The sequence below is a fragment of the Shewanella sp. SM21 genome (assembly GCF_025654335.1).
GTDB classification, from domain to species: domain Bacteria; phylum Pseudomonadota; class Gammaproteobacteria; order Enterobacterales; family Shewanellaceae; genus Shewanella; species Shewanella oncorhynchi.
The window spans coordinates 103,075-121,930 of the sequence record NZ_JAKKRL010000003.1 but is presented as its reverse complement, the minus strand read 5'-3'; the positions used below and the strand labels follow the sequence as shown (position 1 = coordinate 121,930).

13 protein-coding genes are annotated in these 18,856 nt (G+C 46.9%); 8 read left to right on the top strand and 5 right to left on the bottom strand.

What is annotated here, in order from left to right:
* Positions 1-34: 34 nt before the first annotated feature.
* Positions 35-862: a M14 family metallocarboxypeptidase gene (locus tag L5L94_RS04740; RefSeq protein ID WP_105251567.1), complete on the bottom strand. Its 828-nt coding sequence runs from the start codon at positions 860-862 to the stop codon at positions 35-37.
* 216 nt (positions 863-1,078) lie between these two features.
* On the opposite strand from L5L94_RS04740, the gene L5L94_RS04735 reads away from it, so the two are divergent.
* Both L5L94_RS04735 and L5L94_RS04730 read left to right on the top strand, forming a co-directional pair.
* The gene (locus tag L5L94_RS04735; RefSeq protein WP_131524281.1) at positions 1,079-2,497 is read left to right on the top strand and encodes a M16 family metallopeptidase; all 1,419 of its coding nucleotides are present in this window, start codon (positions 1,079-1,081) and stop codon (positions 2,495-2,497) included.
* A complete protein-coding gene (locus tag L5L94_RS04730) occupies positions 2,494-4,083 on the top strand; it encodes a M16 family metallopeptidase (RefSeq protein WP_263161548.1) in 1,590 nt (529 codons plus the stop codon). Before L5L94_RS04735 ends, L5L94_RS04730 begins: the two co-directional genes overlap by 4 nt.
* A 44-nt stretch (positions 4,084-4,127) precedes the next feature.
* Here the strand turns inward: L5L94_RS04730 and L5L94_RS04725 are convergent, their stop codons facing one another.
* Positions 4,128-4,925, bottom strand: coding sequence for a polymer-forming cytoskeletal protein (locus L5L94_RS04725; RefSeq protein WP_263161928.1), 798 nt, complete (start codon positions 4,923-4,925; stop codon positions 4,128-4,130).
* A gap of 281 nt (positions 4,926-5,206) precedes the next feature.
* On the opposite strand from L5L94_RS04725, the gene zapE reads away from it, so the two are divergent.
* Together zapE and L5L94_RS04715 are read left to right on the top strand one after the other, a co-directional pair.
* Positions 5,207-6,493, top strand: coding sequence for a cell division protein ZapE (zapE, locus tag L5L94_RS04720; protein ID WP_263161545.1), 1,287 nt, complete (start codon positions 5,207-5,209; stop codon positions 6,491-6,493).
* Positions 6,494-7,075: 582 nt separating this feature from the next.
* Entirely contained in the window at positions 7,076-8,701 is a 1,626-nt protein-coding gene (locus tag L5L94_RS04715; RefSeq protein ID WP_168822572.1) for a methyl-accepting chemotaxis protein, read from the top strand.
* Positions 8,702-8,824: 123 nt separating this feature from the next.
* On the opposite strand, the gene L5L94_RS04710 is transcribed toward L5L94_RS04715, so the two are convergent.
* Positions 8,825-9,823 carry a LysR family transcriptional regulator gene (locus L5L94_RS04710; protein WP_263142669.1) on the bottom strand — a complete coding sequence of 333 codons (999 nt, stop codon included), beginning with the start codon at positions 9,821-9,823 and terminating at the stop codon, positions 8,825-8,827.
* Between the two features lie 138 nt (positions 9,824-9,961).
* Between L5L94_RS04710 and L5L94_RS04705 the strand changes: the two genes are divergently transcribed.
* A complete protein-coding gene (locus tag L5L94_RS04705; RefSeq protein ID WP_263142671.1) occupies positions 9,962-10,921 on the top strand; it encodes a sodium-dependent bicarbonate transport family permease in 960 nt (319 codons plus the stop codon).
* Between the two features lie 77 nt (positions 10,922-10,998).
* On the opposite strand, the gene L5L94_RS04700 is transcribed toward L5L94_RS04705, so the two are convergent.
* Both L5L94_RS04700 and glnE read right to left on the bottom strand, forming a co-directional pair.
* Positions 10,999-11,970, bottom strand: a complete 972-nt coding sequence (locus tag L5L94_RS04700; protein ID WP_263142673.1) for a sensor domain-containing diguanylate cyclase — start codon at positions 11,968-11,970, stop codon at positions 10,999-11,001.
* Between the two features lie 105 nt (positions 11,971-12,075).
* Entirely contained in the window at positions 12,076-14,931 is a 2,856-nt protein-coding gene (gene glnE / locus L5L94_RS04695) for a bifunctional [glutamate--ammonia ligase]-adenylyl-L-tyrosine phosphorylase/[glutamate--ammonia-ligase] adenylyltransferase (protein WP_263142674.1), read from the bottom strand.
* 238 nt (positions 14,932-15,169) lie between these two features.
* Between glnE and L5L94_RS04690 the strand changes: the two genes are divergently transcribed.
* From L5L94_RS04690 to L5L94_RS04680, 3 genes are read left to right on the top strand one after another with little or no spacing between them, the layout of a single operon-like run.
* The gene (locus tag L5L94_RS04690; RefSeq protein WP_263146478.1) at positions 15,170-16,141 is read left to right on the top strand and encodes a hypothetical protein; all 972 of its coding nucleotides are present in this window, start codon (positions 15,170-15,172) and stop codon (positions 16,139-16,141) included.
* 13 nt (positions 16,142-16,154) lie between these two features.
* On the top strand, positions 16,155-17,054 hold the full coding sequence (locus L5L94_RS04685; protein ID WP_113939026.1) for a DUF350 domain-containing protein: 900 nt from the start codon (positions 16,155-16,157) through the stop codon (positions 17,052-17,054).
* Between the two features lie 4 nt (positions 17,055-17,058).
* Entirely contained in the window at positions 17,059-18,783 is a 1,725-nt protein-coding gene (locus L5L94_RS04680) for a polyamine aminopropyltransferase (protein ID WP_219233820.1), read from the top strand.
* Positions 18,784-18,856 lie beyond the last annotated feature (73 nt).

The window sequence follows — 18,856 nt, the reverse complement described above, 5'->3', positions numbered from 1 at the left end:
GTCAGGCTATTCACTAACGTAATAGACTAAAATATCAATCACATAAAGGTGCACACAGGGCCAAGAAGTGAGTCATAGCAGCACTGTTTGCTAATACGCGTTGATCGAAGTTTTGCAACGCAGGCGTTTCAGTACAAGCACCGACACGAGCACCACTTCGCACTAAACAAGCTTCAAAAGACGTATCAAAATGATTGAAGATCAAACCATCTTTTACAGGACACCCATCAATCTCACCGTCTACCGCAATCGGGAAATAACCACCTAAAGTATCGCGCAGATCGAGACTAAAACGTCCAGGTACTTGGCTTGGCTCAAAAGAATACACATAGGCTTCACGACTCAAGACATCTTCATGGCAAGTTAAAATACCGTCTCGACTCGCAGCAAGCAGTAACTGTGCGTGCTCTAACAATAGCTTACCTTCAACCGATGTATGTTCATTCGCTTTAGGTTTACCGTTCTCAAATACAAAACCACGATTTGGGTTTTCGCCGTATTTATTAAATCTATGACCACGACTGAATCCAGTAGGATTGACGAGAGGCAATAAACTCAAGTTCACCCGTTCAAATAGGTCTGCTGAAGCTTCACTCAAAAAATGCAACAAACCCCATGGGCCTGCAGATTCTTCGCCATGAAATCCTGTGCTGATCAATAAAGAAGGTAAGCCTGACTTAGCGGCCGGTGACTGATACAAGCTAACATCGTATTTACCCACTTCACCCAATGTTTTCTCAACCATGCCCAAACGGGTCATTTCCTGCTCAAGCAGCAGATAGAAATTATCAATATCAGTGCTTTCACAGTTAAAAATATCGCTTTTCCACTGAAAGGATTCGAACGGAGATCTGCTTACCATATCTTGTACTTATGCCAGAAAAAGAACTGTGCCATCATAGCAGTTCTTTTCAAAAACTGAATGCTATTCAACTGATTTCGATGAAATCCGAGCAGTCGTCGACAGTGGTGCAATCTGTATCGATACCTGCGAATGTATCAATTGCCTGTCGTTAATGGTATCCAGCTTGAGTAAGACATTTAACGAATTAAAAAATAAGCTCGGCAGGACGCACTTATGAACACTCAAATCACCTTTTTTATCGCCATTTCGGCCAGTGTTTTCAGTCATACGCTACAGGCCCAATGCCGCACCGAGCAAGATGCGCAAGCCTTATATGCGCTCGAAGCGAATATAGAGACCTATACGCTACAAAATGGCCTAACAGTGCGATTACTGCCCATGGCAGATAAACAAACAGTCACAGTCGCCAGCCAATTTAATTTAGGCGCCCGCAACGAAGCCCAAGGTCAGAGCGGTTACGCCCATCTGTTTGAGCACATGTTGTTTAAAGGGAGTGAAAATGCCCCCAGCGATACCTATGCTCAGCAGTTCAGTGCTTTAGGTGCACGTTTTAATGCCAGCACGCATTTTGACTACACCAACTACTATGTGACGCTGCCAAACCAAGCATTAGAACTGGGCTTATATCTCGAAGCCGATCGCTTTATCCGCCCTAGCCTTAACGCCACTACGGTTAAAAATCAGCAGGAAACCGTACTGCAGGAAATGGCACAAACCATAGATAATCAGCCCTATATCCGCAGCGCGATGGCGTTTTTACTCGAGCAAGTAAAAGGCACTCCCTACGGTCACGGTATTATTGGCAGTCGCGAAGATATCTTGCAAGCCACACCAGAAAACCTAACTGCCTTTCACCGTGCTTATTATCGTCCCGATGCGATGCAGCTTTCCCTTGTCGGCAAACTAAGCCCACAAACCCGACAATGGATTGAGCAAAATTTTGCGGCTTGGTCTAGGCCAACGATTGCTGAACCTGAATTTTCTGAGTTAACAATCCAGCCTAAACAAGTACATGCTGAGTTAGTGGATGAGCGCGGACCTTGGCCCGGATTACTGCTCGCTTGGCATACAGTAGGTAAAGATCACCCAGATGCTGCCGCAATTCGGCTGCTAGAAGGCTATTTATTTCAAAACACCACCAGTGCACTTGCTAAACTCAGTCTGCATAATCCCGAACAAATGCTCAGCTACTCCCTGCCCTTTGAGTTAGAAAATCATGGCATAGCGAATATCGTCTTGGTTCCACGGGCACGGACCTCACTCGATGCCTTAGTGCAAAAAGTGTTGGGACTTGTGGCACAAACGCAGCAAGATGCTCTGGATGAAGCAAGTCTTTGCACACTTAAACAAGTGTGGTTAAACAATCAATTACAACAACTGGATGACACGCAGGCCTTAGCCATCAAGCTTTCCGCAACGTCGGCTCAAGATAAAGACCATCCCTTTACTGCGCAGTGGCAACGGATCAACGCAGTCACGGCCGACGATATCCAAAGCGTCGCAAAACGGTATTTCAACCAAGATTATGTCCGAGTCGACCTACTGCCACCTTGGTATATTCGCTGGGGTAAAACGCTACTGGAATGGCTGCCTAACGATATGAGTGACAGTTTAGAGGATGCGGTATTATGACGACTCTGACAATGTCAAAGCAGCTACAAGGCTTAATGTTCTGCGCTGTGGCTTTATCACTAAACGCCTGCCAGCAGACGCAAATCGTCTTCACGCCGAGCGAACCGCCGAGTTTGGCCCATTTTGAAACACCAAACTCTTTAGCCCATTCTTTACCTAACTCTTTAAACAATCCTTTGGGCAGCTCTTTGAACAATCATTTACCCAAAAGCGGCGTCATTATCCCCGTAACGGATGAAATTTTTACCGATGAAGTCCATACCGAATTGGATTTACCCTATCAGTTACATCGCCTTGCCTCAGTTCAAATGAATAGTAGTGTGAGTAACAGGGTCAGTTTAGCGGCAGTGAGCCCGCAAGTTCCCTTCAATAATCCTGATATTTTACAGATTGCCTTTCAAGAAAAGGCCCGCGCACTTGCCATTAGCCGCGCAGATCCCTGTCTTGAGACTTTCAATATGCGTGTCAGCTTGCACAGCATTAATTTAAGCCTCACTTGCCCCGACGATGTTAACCATATCTACGGCTTACTACTGCAATTTTTGCAGCCAGATGCCTTTGTTGATGCGACAACAGCCCCCGTCGATGTCGACAATATTCGCCGTCAACTCAAGCTCAATAAACACTTAAACGCCTTTAGTGGCGCCGAGATAGATAAAGTGTGGCGCGATAAACTGCTCGGCCCTGAACATCCCTACAATAGAGTGATCAATAATAATGCATTGTTCGATTCACTCAGCCTAAGGCAACTACAACAAATCCAACAGCAGGCGGTAACACAAGCACAGTGGCATCTTTTTCTACCCAACTCTTTGGCAAATAACGCTAAATTTGACCTTCAAGCTAGCCTTAAACTGTGGCCATTATTGCCTAATTCAGTGCCGAAAGCGGATAAACCAGAGACAGTAAAGCCTCAGCAAATCAAGAGGATTTACCTTATTGATGCGCCGGGCAGCGTGCAAACCCAAGTCCGCCTAGGCTATGCCATAGATCATGTCCTAAGTGATGCATCAACTCAGCAGCTACTGAACCCACAGGAAGTCGCCTTAAGCTGTCGCAGTTTATCCGCACTCATGGGCCGCAGTTTTTCGGGCAGACTCTACTATGATTTACGGGAAAAACGCGGCCTCACCTATGGCATCTACGGCCAGTGCGCCAATGCACCGCTGTCCAGCAGCATCAAATTTTACGGCAGTACAGCCATAGAACATACGGGCGCGTTTGTGGTGGGTATACTCGATCACCTCGCACTGGTTAAGACGCAAGGTGCTAGCCAAGGTGAAATCGATGCACTTAAAACCTATTTGATCGGTGAAGATTTGCTCAGCCAAGACAACAGCATTCAACGTGAAAACCAATATATCCACCAAGTCGCGACAGGATTAACTCAAATTGAAGTTCAGCAGCTAAATGCAGGATTACAGGCTCTAACGCCCGAAAGGCTACAACAGTTAGCAAACGCGGCTTTTAGTGGTAATCCATTGATTATTTTGCGGGGCGATGTTGATCGAATTCTTCCTGACTTAAAAACCAAGCTACCAGAGTGGCAGTTTGAAAGGGTCAAGGTTGGCCTAACTGACAACTAAAGCCAAATAATCCTTCTAAAAGATTCAAATGCGCGATCGACAGATTAGAGCTTATTGGTCGCACTGTCGCTGGCAGGCGGTGCGCCATTATCACCCTGCGTCATCTGTTCATGGCCTTGTTCCATTTGTTGCAAATCTTCCATCGCCGAATCCTGCTGTATGGCCTGCGGATCAGGATCTTCTGCCGGTAACACCGCCATATTGTCGGCATTCGCGCTATTTGGCGTAGCAGGTTGTTCAGGAGCCATACCATTTACGGCCTTAGGCCCCTCGATTGCCGGAGACACCTCAGTTTTCAACGTGCTGTCACTAAGATTCGGTAACCACTCACGCAATTGCTCGGGTCCAAAACTAAAACCTAACGCTATGACGACAGTTGCCACTGCAACATACAGCCAAGGGCGAATCGCCAGATTATCACCTCTTAGTAAAGTGCTTTCACTGGCATATAAATGCGCATCCGAGCGTTGAGCTATTGGCGCGAGTGCTTGTAGCATGTCCGGCAAGGCATCAAGTTCAGGACCTTTAATACGCTGACCAATAAACTGCCCGCCTTCGTAAATCTCCATCTGATGACTGGCGACTTCACCGTCAACCACACCAGAACTGGTAATAATCAACTTATTACAACAGACTCTTCCGCGAAATACGCCGCAAACACGCAGCTCATGACAACTGACTTCACCAGAGATTTCGCCGCCAAGTTCGATCTTAATTTGTCCTGCTGATCTAACCTTGCCCTGCAATTTACCCGCAATGAATGCCGCGCTCTCTAACTGAATGTCGCCCTCAATCAAGGTTTGTGCACTGATAACCGTAATGCCATTGCCCTTACTCGCCATAGGATTCATTCCATATCATTATTTTTGTGACAAAGATGTTATGGTAAAAGTCCTCAAGAATAAAGCACTGGTTTCGCTTAGTATTTGACCTAAGCTCCAGAGCGGGACTTAAGTCACGCCAGCGACTATGTTACCCTGCGCATCTTGCCATATGGCTCTCGAGTACCTGAATATGAGTAACAGGATGCCTCAAAAAGGTGAGTGTTGATATCGCACTAAAACAAAGCTAAAGAACACACTAGCAGCAAACACCGAAAACAAACCGCCAACGAGACCCCGACATGGCACATTCAAACTCCGCTAGCTCGCAATCGATAACCCCAATCGTGACACCACTTGAAGCGTATCGCGCCAAGGTGTGCATAGATCTCATTGACGATCCCGCGCAGCAACAGGCGGTGTTGGCGCTCGATGTGCTATTTAAGCAGTTGATGCTAAAGCCACATTCAGCACAGTTTTCCCTTATCAACAAACAAGCAATCAAAGGTCTGTATCTGTGGGGCGATGTGGGGAGGGGCAAAACGTTTCTGATGGATTTGTTTTTCGATTGTTTGCCGAGTGAAGGCAAGTTAAGACTGCATTTTCACCGATTTATGGCGCGGATTCACCAAGCATTACGCGAGCATTCGGGCAAACGAGATCCGTTAACTCTCATAGCTAAAAATCTCGCAAAAGAGTGCAAGGTGCTGTGTTTCGATGAGTTTTTTGTCTCGGACATTGGCGATGCCATGATACTCGCAGGGCTCTTTGAATGCCTATTCAAACAAGGTGTGGTGCTGGTCGCCACCTCAAATATTCCTATTGAGCGCTTATATGAGAACGGCCTAGCTAGGCACAGATTTTTACCTTGCATCCAACTGCTGCAAACACACACTCAAATGCTGCATCTCAATGGCAACCAAGACCATAGAATGCACGCTATCAATCCTTCATTAAACAACGAGATTGGCATTGATAGCGCTGAAGTTAACGCCTCGATTTCCCGCAATATCGGCATTACCGGAACACTCGATTTTGAGCAGATTTTTGACAAGCTAGTGAATGGGTTAACACCAAATACACTCAGTATGAGCGCTATTGGCATTAGTGATAGCAGAATGAGTAATGCTAACCTCACCATCTGCAACCGTGAAATTCCAGTGATCCGCGCCGCTATAGCGCCAACAGGCAACTCCGTCGCTTGGTTCGATTTTTATACCCTATGTGACGGCCCGAGATCCCAACTCGATTACATCGAAATCGCCAGCCGATTTAAGATCTTAATGGTGAGCGGCGTTCCCAAATTAGGCGGCGAAGTGAAAAGCTGGATCCGTGCCCGCGGCACAGAGGACGGTACAGGTGATAACCAAGCCGCAGCCACGGGCGAGCGCAAACTCTCCTATGCAGCCAACGACGACCCAGCACGGCGTTTTATCAGCTTAATTGATGAGTTATACGATCAAAATGTCAGCTTATATCTCAGCTGCGACGTGCCACTGAGTGAACTCTATCAAGGTGGCGCACTCAGTTTTGAATTCCGCCGCACCTACAGTCGATTAATAGAAATGAGTCGAAGTGAATGGCCGTAAAACATTAGCGATTTATCGCTCTGTTGAGTTAGACCAAAACCCTAATATTGATAAGCAAGAAGTTAGCCATCACGATAAAAATTCGAGGAACAATTAGTGACAAGATAATTCATGCATTCAGAATATAACAAGTCAAATACGCTATTTGCAGATACAAACCTAGAAAGATGAATAAGTACCTAAATTGAAAATCTGCAATCATAGACAAACTAGTACAACAAAAAAAATTATAATAATTAAAAATCAAATACATAAAATAGAAAACTCATCTGCCATAATCGATTCAATTCACACAACTAAATGACTCATTACGTTCAATTTGCTTCTAGCTGTTGCTAACCTTGAGTTTTAAGGTACGGTGTAACTTAGTTTCAATTGTTCTAATTTACAGCCTATAGGTTTAAATCGTTCAAATTTACAACCTGCAACATAAAAGCTGAAAAATATAATCTATAGTTTATGCAATCAACTAAAGACTCATGATTCTGAATAAGCGCCATGACACTTAGTTCGAAGTATTCGCTAGAAAATATTAAGAACTGCCTTAAACGGAACTATTTTAAATACAGGGACGATTAACTTATGTGGTTACGACAATTTAAGATTGGCTCACGATTAATTGCTGCGTTTGGATTACTTGCTCTTGTGTTGCTACTTCAAGGAATCATGTCATTACAGACGATGTCATCCATGCGATCCACTGCAGAAGAAATTGAAGATAATACCCTACCTACGCTGGTCAGTCTGTCGAGCATCAACCTCAATGTGATGCGCGCTAGGGTGTTTACATTTCGCCTGTTATTAGCAAATTCGGCAGCAGAACTTAACAAAGGACTCGATACATTAAGGCAAATCCGCCAGAGTATTAAAACGGATCAAAAAAACTATGAGCCTTTAATTAGCCTGCCAGGTGAGCAGGAGCTCTATCAAGAATTTAGTGGCAGCCTTGATCTGTATTTAAAGCATCAAGATGAGATGATCAGCAAGCTACAGGCGAATGATGCAGCCGAAGCTAAACGGATCATGGATGATGTCATGATAGTGCAAGCCGAAAAAATGACAAAGACGCTCATTAGCATTGGCAGCTTGAATACTGAATATGCAAAGGAACAAGGTCAAATAACTGCACAAGCCTACGACGAGAGTAAATGGCTAAACAGCATTATGATAGTGGGCTCCTTAATCGCTGCATTTGTAGTGGCAATATTTTTAACTCGCAGTATCGTGCAGCCAATGAAGGAAGCTGTAGGCATTTCAGTAGCAGTCGCAAGGGGGGATTTAACACAGAAAATCAGTACAGAGGGTAAAGATGAAACCAGTCAACTGATGCAATCATTAGCTGAAATGCAGCAAAACCTGCGCGACACTTTATCCCATATAGCAAACTCCTCTAGCCAGCTCGCCTCCGCCGCCGAAGAACTCAATTCCGTCACTGAAGATGCTTCCCGCGGCATACAGCAACAAAATGATGAAATACAGCAAGCGGCAACTGCGATTACCGAAATGAGTTCGGCAGTAGATGAAGTTGCCAATACGGCGGTGCTCGCTTCAGAAGCCTCTGAAGAAACCGCCCGCAGTACCGAATTAGGTAAAAAACAGGTAGATCAGACTGTCGCAGCCATTATCGACATGAATCAGGATGTGACGCAAAGTTCACAGGTTGTTCAAACCTTAGCGATTCAAGCGAGGGATATAGGTAAAGTTCTCGATGTGATCCGCGCCATTGCTGAGCAAACAAATTTACTGGCCTTAAACGCAGCCATTGAAGCGGCGCGAGCGGGCGACACAGGCCGTGGTTTTGCGGTTGTTGCTGATGAAGTTCGCGCCCTAGCCCATCGCACTCAGTCCTCGACCCGTGAAATTGAAGACATGATTAACAAAATCCAGCATGGCACCGAAACGGCTGTGCAATCGATGCAGCACAGCGGCCAAAAGGCTGAGCAGGCACTCTCAGTCGCAAGATTAGCAGGGGATGCATTAAACACGATTAATCGCCAAATCAGTACTATGAATAACAGCAACATGGTCATCGCAAGCGCCGCCGAAGAGCAAGCGAAAGTCGCACGCGAGGTCGATAAAAACATTGTGAATATTAGTGATCTTGCCAGCCAAAGTGCTGCGGGGGCACAGCAAACCAGTGCCTCGGCACATGAACTCTCAAGACTCGCCGTTGAACTGAACAATCTACTGACGCGATTTAAAGTCTAGAGTATCGCTTTATAATGGAATCTGAGGGTAATGGCGCAAGATGTGTTCAACAGTTACCCTCAATGCATAACGCTATGATCTAGTTTAATAAAGCTTCCATAATACAAGCGAGACTCAAGAGTGCTAGGACCGAGTTTGCGGTGCATGATTAAAGTGCATAGCCAGTTCACTGATATCAGTGGCAACCCATTCTGGCTCGATACACTCGACCAAATGCGCCGCCATAAAGTCCACCATTTGCATGGCGGCATAGGGCAAACGGCGATCTTTACGGCCAACTAGATACCAGTTACTTTCGAGCGGAAAACCCGTAACAGTTAGAATTGCAGGTTTTTCGCGCCCTTCTTGCAAGGTATGCGCCGAAATCACCGACAAACCTAAGCCCGACGCGACGCTTAAGCGTATCGCCTCATTACTCTCGATTTGCATAGTGTCACCGAGCGTGATGCCTTGGCCACTGCACCAAGACTCGAACATTAAGCGGGTGGCGGATCCCGGTTCGCGAACGATAAAACGCTCATTCTTAAGCTCGTTAAAATTCACTTGTTCACGACCCACAGCCCAATGCTCCTTTGGTGCAATCAGTTGCAGCGGATTTTTAATGATGCGTGCAGATAACACGTTATCGCCACTTGGAGGATGACTGAACAGGTATAAATCATCTTCTTGACGTTCAAATCTGCCTAATACATGGGCACGGTTACCAATATTTAAGGTCACTTTAACCTGTGGAAACTGCCGATAAAATGCCCCTAAAATCCGTGGTAACACGTATTTTGCGGTAGTGACAATACCGATATTAATGTGACCGACACTGCCACCTTTAGCCTGCTGCATAAAAGCATCGAAATCCTCAAAACGACTCAAGGTATCGCAGGCTGCGCGGTACAACTCATTACCAATCAAGGTCGGTAACATGCGGCCATCACGACTCTCGAGTAATGGCTCGTCCAACACATCGGCCAGTTTTTTAAGCTGTAATGACACTGTGGGTTGAGTTAAATGCAATGCCCTCGCCGCTGCGGAAATATTACCTAACCGCACCACTTGCACATACACCTGCAGTAACCGAAAACTCAAATGCCGCAATTTAAGCTGAGTCGATGACGAACGCTTATCCATAGACAATTATCTATACCTAGGTGGTAAACAATTTATTTTTCAATATAACCAATTAGGTCCAAAATCACCAGCCATCAGGATCACCCGACAAACAAGCGCGTTTTGTACGGCTTAAAAGTCAAACTTAATGAGATACCCATGCCCGATATTGTCATTGCATTTTTCGCCTTAGGCCTGTTAGCTGGCCTAGTGAAATCAGATCTTAAAGTCCCACCCGCGATCTACGAAACCCTATCCATACTGTTAATGCTTACCTTAGGTTTAAAGGGCGGAATGGCGCTCCACGGTCACACTCAAAACTTAGTGATCACTGAGCTGTTAGCGGTTGTTGCCTTAGGTTTGATTATCCCCTTGGCCTTATACCCTGTACTAACTCGGCTGGTTCGCATTGGCCATACAGATGTCATTAGTATTGCCGCCCATTACGGCTCCGTCAGTGCGGGAACCTTTGCGGTGGTGATGGCTATGGTTGAAAAATCTGGGCTGATCTTAAGGCCAGAAACGACCCTATATCTCGTGCTGCTGGAACTACCTGCTATTGTCGTAATGCTCTGGTTACACAGATACTTAAGTGCCAAAAAAGCAATTGAAACATCACCCAAAAATGAAAATCAATCAAGCGTGTTGCACGAAGCCTTAACCAGCCGCGGCGTTGTCTTACTCCTTGGCGGTGTGGTGATAGGTTGGCTTTATGGCCCAACGGGACTTGCGCCGCTTACACCTGTGCTACTAGGCGGGTTCAAAACTTTACTGGCATTATTTTTACTGGAAATGGGCTTAGTAACGGCCAAAGTGTGTTTGCCGCTACCACTTAAACAATGGCGCCTATTAGCGTTTGCCGCCGTAGCGCCCTTTGTATTGGCTTGGTGTGGTATTGGTGTAGGCGTTTGGCTGGACTTACCTTCAGGCAGCATTTTAGTGTTAGCGGCATTAAGTGCCAGCGCATCTTATATCGCAGCGCCAGCGGCCATTCGTGCCGCAATCCCCGAAGCCAATATAGGTCTGGCTATGCTAGCCTCACTCGGGATCACATTTCCGGTTAACGTATTAATTGGCTTACCCTTATATCAACATTGGGTAACGCTCATTACAGCTTAGTACTTCTTCGCCGAATAAAGTCCAATGAAAAGGGAGACATTATTGTCTCCCTTTTCATTGGCATAAGCGTAAACAATTTAAGATGCATCACTGTGATGTGTGGCTTTATCCTGATACATGGCTTTATCGGCGGAATCTAACAGATCCTCTAAGCTCATATCTGAATCCGGCGTCCAATGGACGATACCTATGCTGGTCGCCAATCTATGTTGCTTAGGATGCTGTTGATTATATTGCTCAAGTAACTGCTTAAAACGCTCGATGACCCGATTGACGGTATCTCTATGCACAAAACTTAACAGCACCACAAACTCATCGCCGCCAAGCCTTGCGATCACATCCGACTCCCTAAAAGCGGTCATTAAGATATGGGCAAAATCATATAACACCTGATCGCCCTTGCGATGACCAAAGCTGTCATTCACTTCCTTGAAAAAGTCGAGATCGAAGAATACTAAGGCCGCCTCAGATTCGGTACGTCGACAACTCGCCAGCGCCTGATGGGCCAGTAATTCAAAACCACGTCGATTCGAAATAGCTGTCAAGGGATCTAAGGTATTTTGCGCGATAGAGAGTAATTCAGCCTCTACCATTTGTCCTAAATCCGTTAAGGTTTCAATGTCTTCAGCCGTAAAATCCCGCGGTTCAGTACCGATTAAACACAAAGTACCCACCCGATATTGCTCGTGAATGGTGAGGGGATAGCCGGCGTAAAAGCGAATATGCGGCAGCTCAGTCACCAGAGGATTGTCACTAAAACGGGGATCTTTGAGGGCGTCGTTCACGATGAAAATGCCGTCATGATTGATCGCATGTCCACAAAATGAAATTTCCCTTGGTGTTTCAGTCACCTCTAGTCCTTGACGAGATTTAAACCACTGCCGCTCGGCATCCACTAAGGTCACAACACAAGTCGGCAAGGAGAAAATTCTGCGCGTGAGCCGAGTGATACGATCGAAACGTTCCTCGGCATCGGTGTCGAGCACATTGAGTGCGCGTAACGTGGCCAAACGTTGCAGCTCGTTTTCAGGGATAGTAGGTAATTGCATGGTGCTCTCTGCTAACTGCTCTCATTAAACTCTAGCCTAAATTGCTTATTCTTGCGGAGTTAAGGCCGATATTCGTTCCAGCCTTACTCCCTTTAGATGACTGTACTATTCCAGCACAGCGCGATAGATATTAAGCACTCGCTCGGCATGTTCCTCAACCTCTAACACAGGTAACTGCCCCGCCTTTTGTTGCAGAGTCAGGCGATGATTTTCATCCCTGAGCAAGCAATAGGTTTGGGTTAAATGCTGGGCACTCATTATAGGCAAAAGCTCAAGCTCAGCTAACACCCCAAAAATCCGCACATTGTCAGACCAAATCGTTAGTTCTGGATACTCATGGGCATTAGCCAGCACTAAGTACTGGGCAATAAACTCGATATCAGCAATACCGCCGGGACTCTGTTTTAGATCAAACATGCCATCGCTGGCTTTGAGCAAGTGATCACGCATCTTCTGACGCATCTCACGTACTGCTTTTTGCAGCTCAACTTTATCCCGTGGTTTTTCTAATATCGAGGCGCGAATTCGGCTAAATTTGACCGCTAAACTATTGTCGCCGAAAACAAAACGTGAGCGCACTAAGGCTTGATGTTCCCACGTCCATGCCTCGTTAGCTTGGTATTCGCCAAAGCGTTCAATCTCACTGACCATCAAACCCGAGGCGCCAGAAGGACGCAAACGCATATCCACTTCGTACAACTCACCCGAAGTGGTACGAGTAGAGAACAAATGCAGAATACGCTGGGCGAGTTTGAGGTAGAAATGGCCGACTTCAATCGGCCGTTCACCATTGGTCTGGCTGTTATCTGCTTTGTTTTCACACAAGAAAACTAAATCGAGATCGGAGCCGTAACCTAATTCGATCCCACCGAGCTTGCCATAGCCGACAACGGCAAAGCCGGTGTCATTGCCCTCAAGGTGAGCGGGCACACCGTGGCGCACTGAAACCTGTTGCCACGCCTGCATCACCACTTGCTCTATGATGGCTTCGGCTAAAAAGGTTAAGTGATCGCTCACTTGCATCACAGGTAAAACACCCGTGACATCGGCGGCGGCGATTTTAAGTTGTTGTGACAGCTTAAATTGTCGCAGCGCTTCCATCTGCTGCTCCATATCATCCTCGGGCACCCGCAACATGTACTGGCGCAGCTCGCTCGGATAATCATCGATGGAGGTTGTGTCATAAAGCTGCGACGGATCGATAAGCTCATCGAGCAGCATGGGAAATTTAGCCAACTGCGCCGCAATCCAAGGACTGGCGCAGCACAGGCTCACTAACTGTTGCCGCGCGCCAGGGTTTTCACACAAAAGCTCAAGGTAAGTGGTGCGAGTTAAAATCTGCTCCAGCACCTTAGACACGGGCTCAAAGGCAGCCGATGGACTCTGTTGATTAATCAACTCTTCCAATAATCTTGGCATTAATTTATCTAAGGTTTCCCGCCCGCGTGGACCAATGGAACGCTTAGTGACAGTCTCACGCCAGCTGCTGAGCATAGGGCACAGCTTGTCATCGTCGATTTGCTGTTCGGCCAATAGCGCGACGGCATCATCAATATCTTGCACATGCCACAGCTGCGTTGTCCAATGCTCGGCCTTTTCTTCGCCTTCTTCACCGCCCACGGTGGCTTTAAAGTGACGATGGATTTTGCTCATTGCCGCTTCGATATGGGTGCGTAAATCGACCTCGTTGGCCATATCGAGCACATGGCACAATCGCGCCCAATCGAGTGGATTATTCGGCAAGGTTTGGGTTTGTTTATCGTCTATGGCTTGCAGTAAATTCTCCACTCGGCGCAGCAGTAAATAGCTGTGTTTAAGCTCATCGACCGCCAAATATTCAAACTGCCCTAAGCTGTAGAGCGTATCGATAGCGCCGAATAAACTCTGCTGACGCAGCGCAGGCTCGCGGCCACCACGAATTAATTGGAAACTCTGCACCACGAACTCGACCTCACGAATACCGCCCGCGCCGAGTTTAATATTGTCGGTCAAATGACGACGTCGCACTTCTTGGGCGATGAGTTGCTTCATTTTTCGCAGGGATTCAATCGCTGAAAAGTCGATATAGCGGCGATACACAAAGGGTCTGAGCAGGCTGTGTAATTCATCGGAGAAATGGCTCCAAGGTCCGAGCGCACGCGCCTTGACCATGGCATAGCGTTCCCAATCTCGGCCCTGTTCTTGGTAATAATCCTCAAGGCCACTAAAACTCACCACCAGCGGCCCACTTTCTCCGTAGGGGCGCAAACGCATATCCACGCGGAACACGAAACCATCGACGGTAACTTGGTCTAGCAAGTTCACTAACCTTTGTCCCATGCGGATAAAAAATTGTTGATTGTCTAAACTGCGACGCCCACCGACGGTTTCACCATGTTCAGGGAAAGTGAAAATCAAGTCGATATCGGAGGAGAAATTGAGCTCGCGGCCGCCTAACTTGCCCATGCCTAAAATCAGCAATGGCTGTGCATTGCCTTCTTTGTCCATCGGCGTGCCGTATTGGGCGCACATATCTTTATAGAGCCAATCGCGGGCGCAAATCACTAACGCTTCGGCAAGCGCCGACAGATCGAGCAGGGATGCTTCTAAACTGGCGTAGTCTAAAAAGTCACGCCAAGCTAAGCGCACCATTTGGTAGTTACGAAACCGTCGCAGGCTGGCTTTTGCCATCTCTTCAGTTGTGGCGCTGCTCAGCACTTCGTGTAACTCAAGATCAAAGTTTTTACGCTCAATCAAGCTTAACTCGCCGGCAAACAGCCTGTTAATCCACTCGGGATGTCGGCATAACTGGGCCGCCACGTAATCACTGAGCCCTAGAACCGTTTTGAGTTCTTGCTGCTGGGCAGGTGTTAATTGCGCGAGTCCTTCGGACCATACTTCCTCTAACCGCAGCCAGTTGTGCTCAGCGGTTTGATTAACGAGAATAGACAATGACTTATTACTGTCTTTTTGCATGGTCATAATAATCCCTAACAAATTTAGCTATCGACATATTATGTCGTAAATGATATAGATTGACGCCACATCATGTTATGTTCGACGAGACTTGCAGCTACCTGATGTAGCACACAAATAAAGGTATCCCCTTTTATCTGTGGCATTTAAGGGTACTATAACCTGCGCAGCAGGCATATTGGGCAAGCAGATTATTATTGCCTGCAAGTATTTGAGTTTTATTTCATTACCATTTGGAGAAAACATGGCAGGAATGCTAACCCGTGTTCTCACATCGATACTTTTTTTAGCCGTTTCGCTATCGCTGACGGGTTGTGGCGATGACAGACCGGATAAAATCGCGAAGTATCAACAACTCACACAGCAACGTCTCGCTACGCTCACGACGATGATCGATGACGGCCAGTTGCGTAACGCTAATCTCTTAAAACAATACACGACACTGCTAAAGCAACAGAAACCCGATTTAGCACCCTTACTCGATGAATTAGCAAAGGATTCTGGCACCCAAGGTCCCATGTATACCTCGCTGAAACGTCGTTTAGATGAATCGAAAGTGGCGAGTAACTTTGCTGATCTCGATCAACAGCTGGCCGAAGCGGAAAATCTTTATCAAGCCGCAGATCCCAGTCTGTTTAACGATATGTTGTCTGATCCCGTCAACGTGGTCGCCGATATGTCCGACGGCAAACTGGCTCGCGTGAATTCGATTAGCCGTGAGGCCGCAACATTAGCCAATGGCGGTGAAGATTTTGGTCCAGGCAGTCAATTAGTTGGTAATCCCTCTTACGGCAACTGGCAAACCGACTCAAGCGGCACTTCGTTTTGGGCTTGGTATGGCATGTATTCGATGTTTTCGAATGTTTTCAATCGCCCAGTTTCCTACGATCGTTGGTCGGGTAACCGAGGTTATAGCTATTACAATGACGTAGGTCGTTATCGCTATACCTCACCCAAACAAGCGGATGCGCAAAATAAGACCTTCGAACAAACGAAAAAACGTTTCGACTCACAAGGCAAGCGCTTTGACAGCCCTTATGCTAAACCGCGAACTGGTGGCACGGCGTTATCCCGTGAAAGTACCAGCGCACCTAAGGCCAGCACGACAAGTGCGAGCAAGAGTTCGAACAGTAAGTTTCGATCTAACTATGCTAAAGACAGCAGTTTCCGCAATTCCAGCAATCGCACGACCCGCAGTGTGCGCCGGGGCAAGTAACTAAGGATTTCCAATGACATTATTTCAGGATTTCGGTATCACACCAGAGCTAGCCATCATTCTGGCTATCGACCTCACCATAGCCGTGATTTTGCTAACGCTAATGCGTTATTTGCAAGGTTGGAGTGTAAAGGTCAATAGCAGTAAAGAGCTGGCAGAGCGGGATAACTTTGCCTTTGGCATAAGTACCGCTGGCGCAGTTGCCGCCCTAGGCATAGTGCTTACAGGCGCTATCACAGGCGCTGCGGCACACTCTTATCTTACCGAAGCGATTGGCATGAGCTGCTATGGTTTATTCGGTTTAGTACTGATTAAACTCGGCCGTTTTCTCCACGATAAAATAGCGCTAAATGAGTTTGATAAGAACGAGCAAATCATCAAAGGTAATGTGTCCGTCGCTATCGTCGATGCTAGCGTTGCTATTGCTACCGCCATTATCATTCGCTCCGTCTTGCTGTGGGCAGAAGATTTAACGGTCGATACCTTCATTGCCATCTTCAGCGCCTTTGCGATTTCGCAGTTGATGTTAGTGCTACTCACGCGGTGGCGTGAAAACCGTTTCGCAAGCCGCAACCAAGACTCGTCTATGCAACAAGCCTTAGCCCAAGGTCATACAGCGTTAGCGCTACGCCATGCGGGTTACATGATTGCTATGGCACTGAGCTTTAATGCCGCCAGTCACTTTATTATTTATAATCCAACGGCTTATGTGACTAACGTGATCGGTTGGTTAGTGTTCTCAGTCATTATGCTGATCGCACTCTCCTTACTGCTGTTCGTCGTGAAGAAACTGGTATTGGCCCGTATCGATTTAGCCGATGAAGTGGAAAGACAACACAATATCGGTATCGCCGCAGTAGAAATGGCGATCAGTATCGCTATCGCACTTATTCTTACGGCACTGATGGCTTAATCGAATGCAAGAAATTAGCTTAACTCCCTCGGCGGCTAAACCTAGCCGCCTAGGTTGGTTCGACGATGTTCTCTTATTGGGCATTATGGCCGTATTAGCAGGTTGCGGCCTGATCTACGAATATCTTTTATCCCACTATGCGGGCCGCATTTTAGGCGCATTAGAAGCCGCCATTTACACCATGATAGGCTTAATGATTGTCTCCATGGGGCTAGGTGCCTTCGCCGCGCGTAAGATCCGTGATGCCTTTACCGGTTTTGTGATCTTAGAACTCACAGTTGCACTCTGTGGCTCACTCGCCATTTTAATCACAGCAGCGGTGATTGGTTTTGGTCAACAACTGCCATTAATCATTGCTAACACCTTAGGTTTACCGCCAGATCAACTGCCCGAAGGTGGCATGATAGGCTCGCTGCAAAAACTCAGCGAATACTTACCCTATGTGTGGGGTGTGTTATTGGGCCTGATGATTGGTATGGAAATCCCGCTGATTGCTAGGGTTCGCCAATCCCTTTCCGACGAGCATTTACTGCATAACGCGGGCACAATTTACGGAGCTGATTACATAGGCGCAGGCATAGGTGCCGCCATTTGGGTTGGCTTTATGCTCGCCATCGATATCCAACTCGCCGCCGCCTTAACTGCCAGTTTCAATCTATTGGCAGGTTTTGTGTTTATTTGGCGATTCTGGCCTAAAATCCGCCGCCCTAAACTGCTTTTGAGTGGGCATTTTATCGTGACTGGTGTCTTACTCGTATTAGCAATCCACGGCCCACGCTGGGAGCAAGAATTCAATAATTTGCTCTATAAAGACAAAGTGGTTTACGCCAAGGCGACACGTTTCCAACAGCTGACCTTCACCGAGCGGTTGCGCGGTAACGGTCTGCCGCCCGTTTATGCTTTATACATCAATGGTCGCTTACAATTTTCTAGCATAGACGAGCACATCTACCATACGTTTCTCGTTCATCCTACGCTCGCGGCCAGTGCCCGTCACAACAAAGTGCTGATCATTGGCGGCGGTGATGGACTCGGTCTCAAACAAGTACTGCGCTGGGAGCCTGAACAAGTCACGCTGCTCGATCTCGATGTGGGCCTAGTGCAATTATTTAAATCGCCCGATACAGATATGCCCGATAGTCTCAGTCGCGCTATGTTGGCGCTCAATGGCAATGCACTGAACGATCCCCGTGTCACAGTGATCAACGACGATGCATTTAATGGTGTCGATAAACTGATTGCCACAGGCGTGAAATACGATGCGATTATCGTAGACTTGCCCGATCCGAGCCATCCCGATCTTAATAAGCTCTATTCGGACTATTTCTACCGTAAATTAAAGGAACTTATGAGCAGTGATGGCGCTCTGACTGTACAGTCAACATCGCCTTACCATGCCCCTAAGGCCTTTATTTCGGTAGCAAAAACCTTGGCATTGGCGGGATTTGACGTCAAGCAGTACCATCATAATGTGCCCAGTTTTGGCGAATGGGGCTGGAGTATTGCAACCTTAGGCGGGCTCGATGCACAACACAGATTAGCGAAGTTAACTGAGTTGCCCATCAAAGATGACTGGCTCACTTTAGGTTTAGTGGATGGCGCCTTTGAGTTTCCAGCCAATTTTTATCAAGATGCCGCCAACATAAAACCCAATGAATTGGGTTCATTGCAGCTGTATCACTACCATTTGCAAGATTGGTCCGAGAATCAAGGACTGGATCTTTTTTAATAGGATGAGATAGTACTTGACATATTATGTCTCGGTGCTATCTTTGAACACAGACATAATATGTCAATAAGGA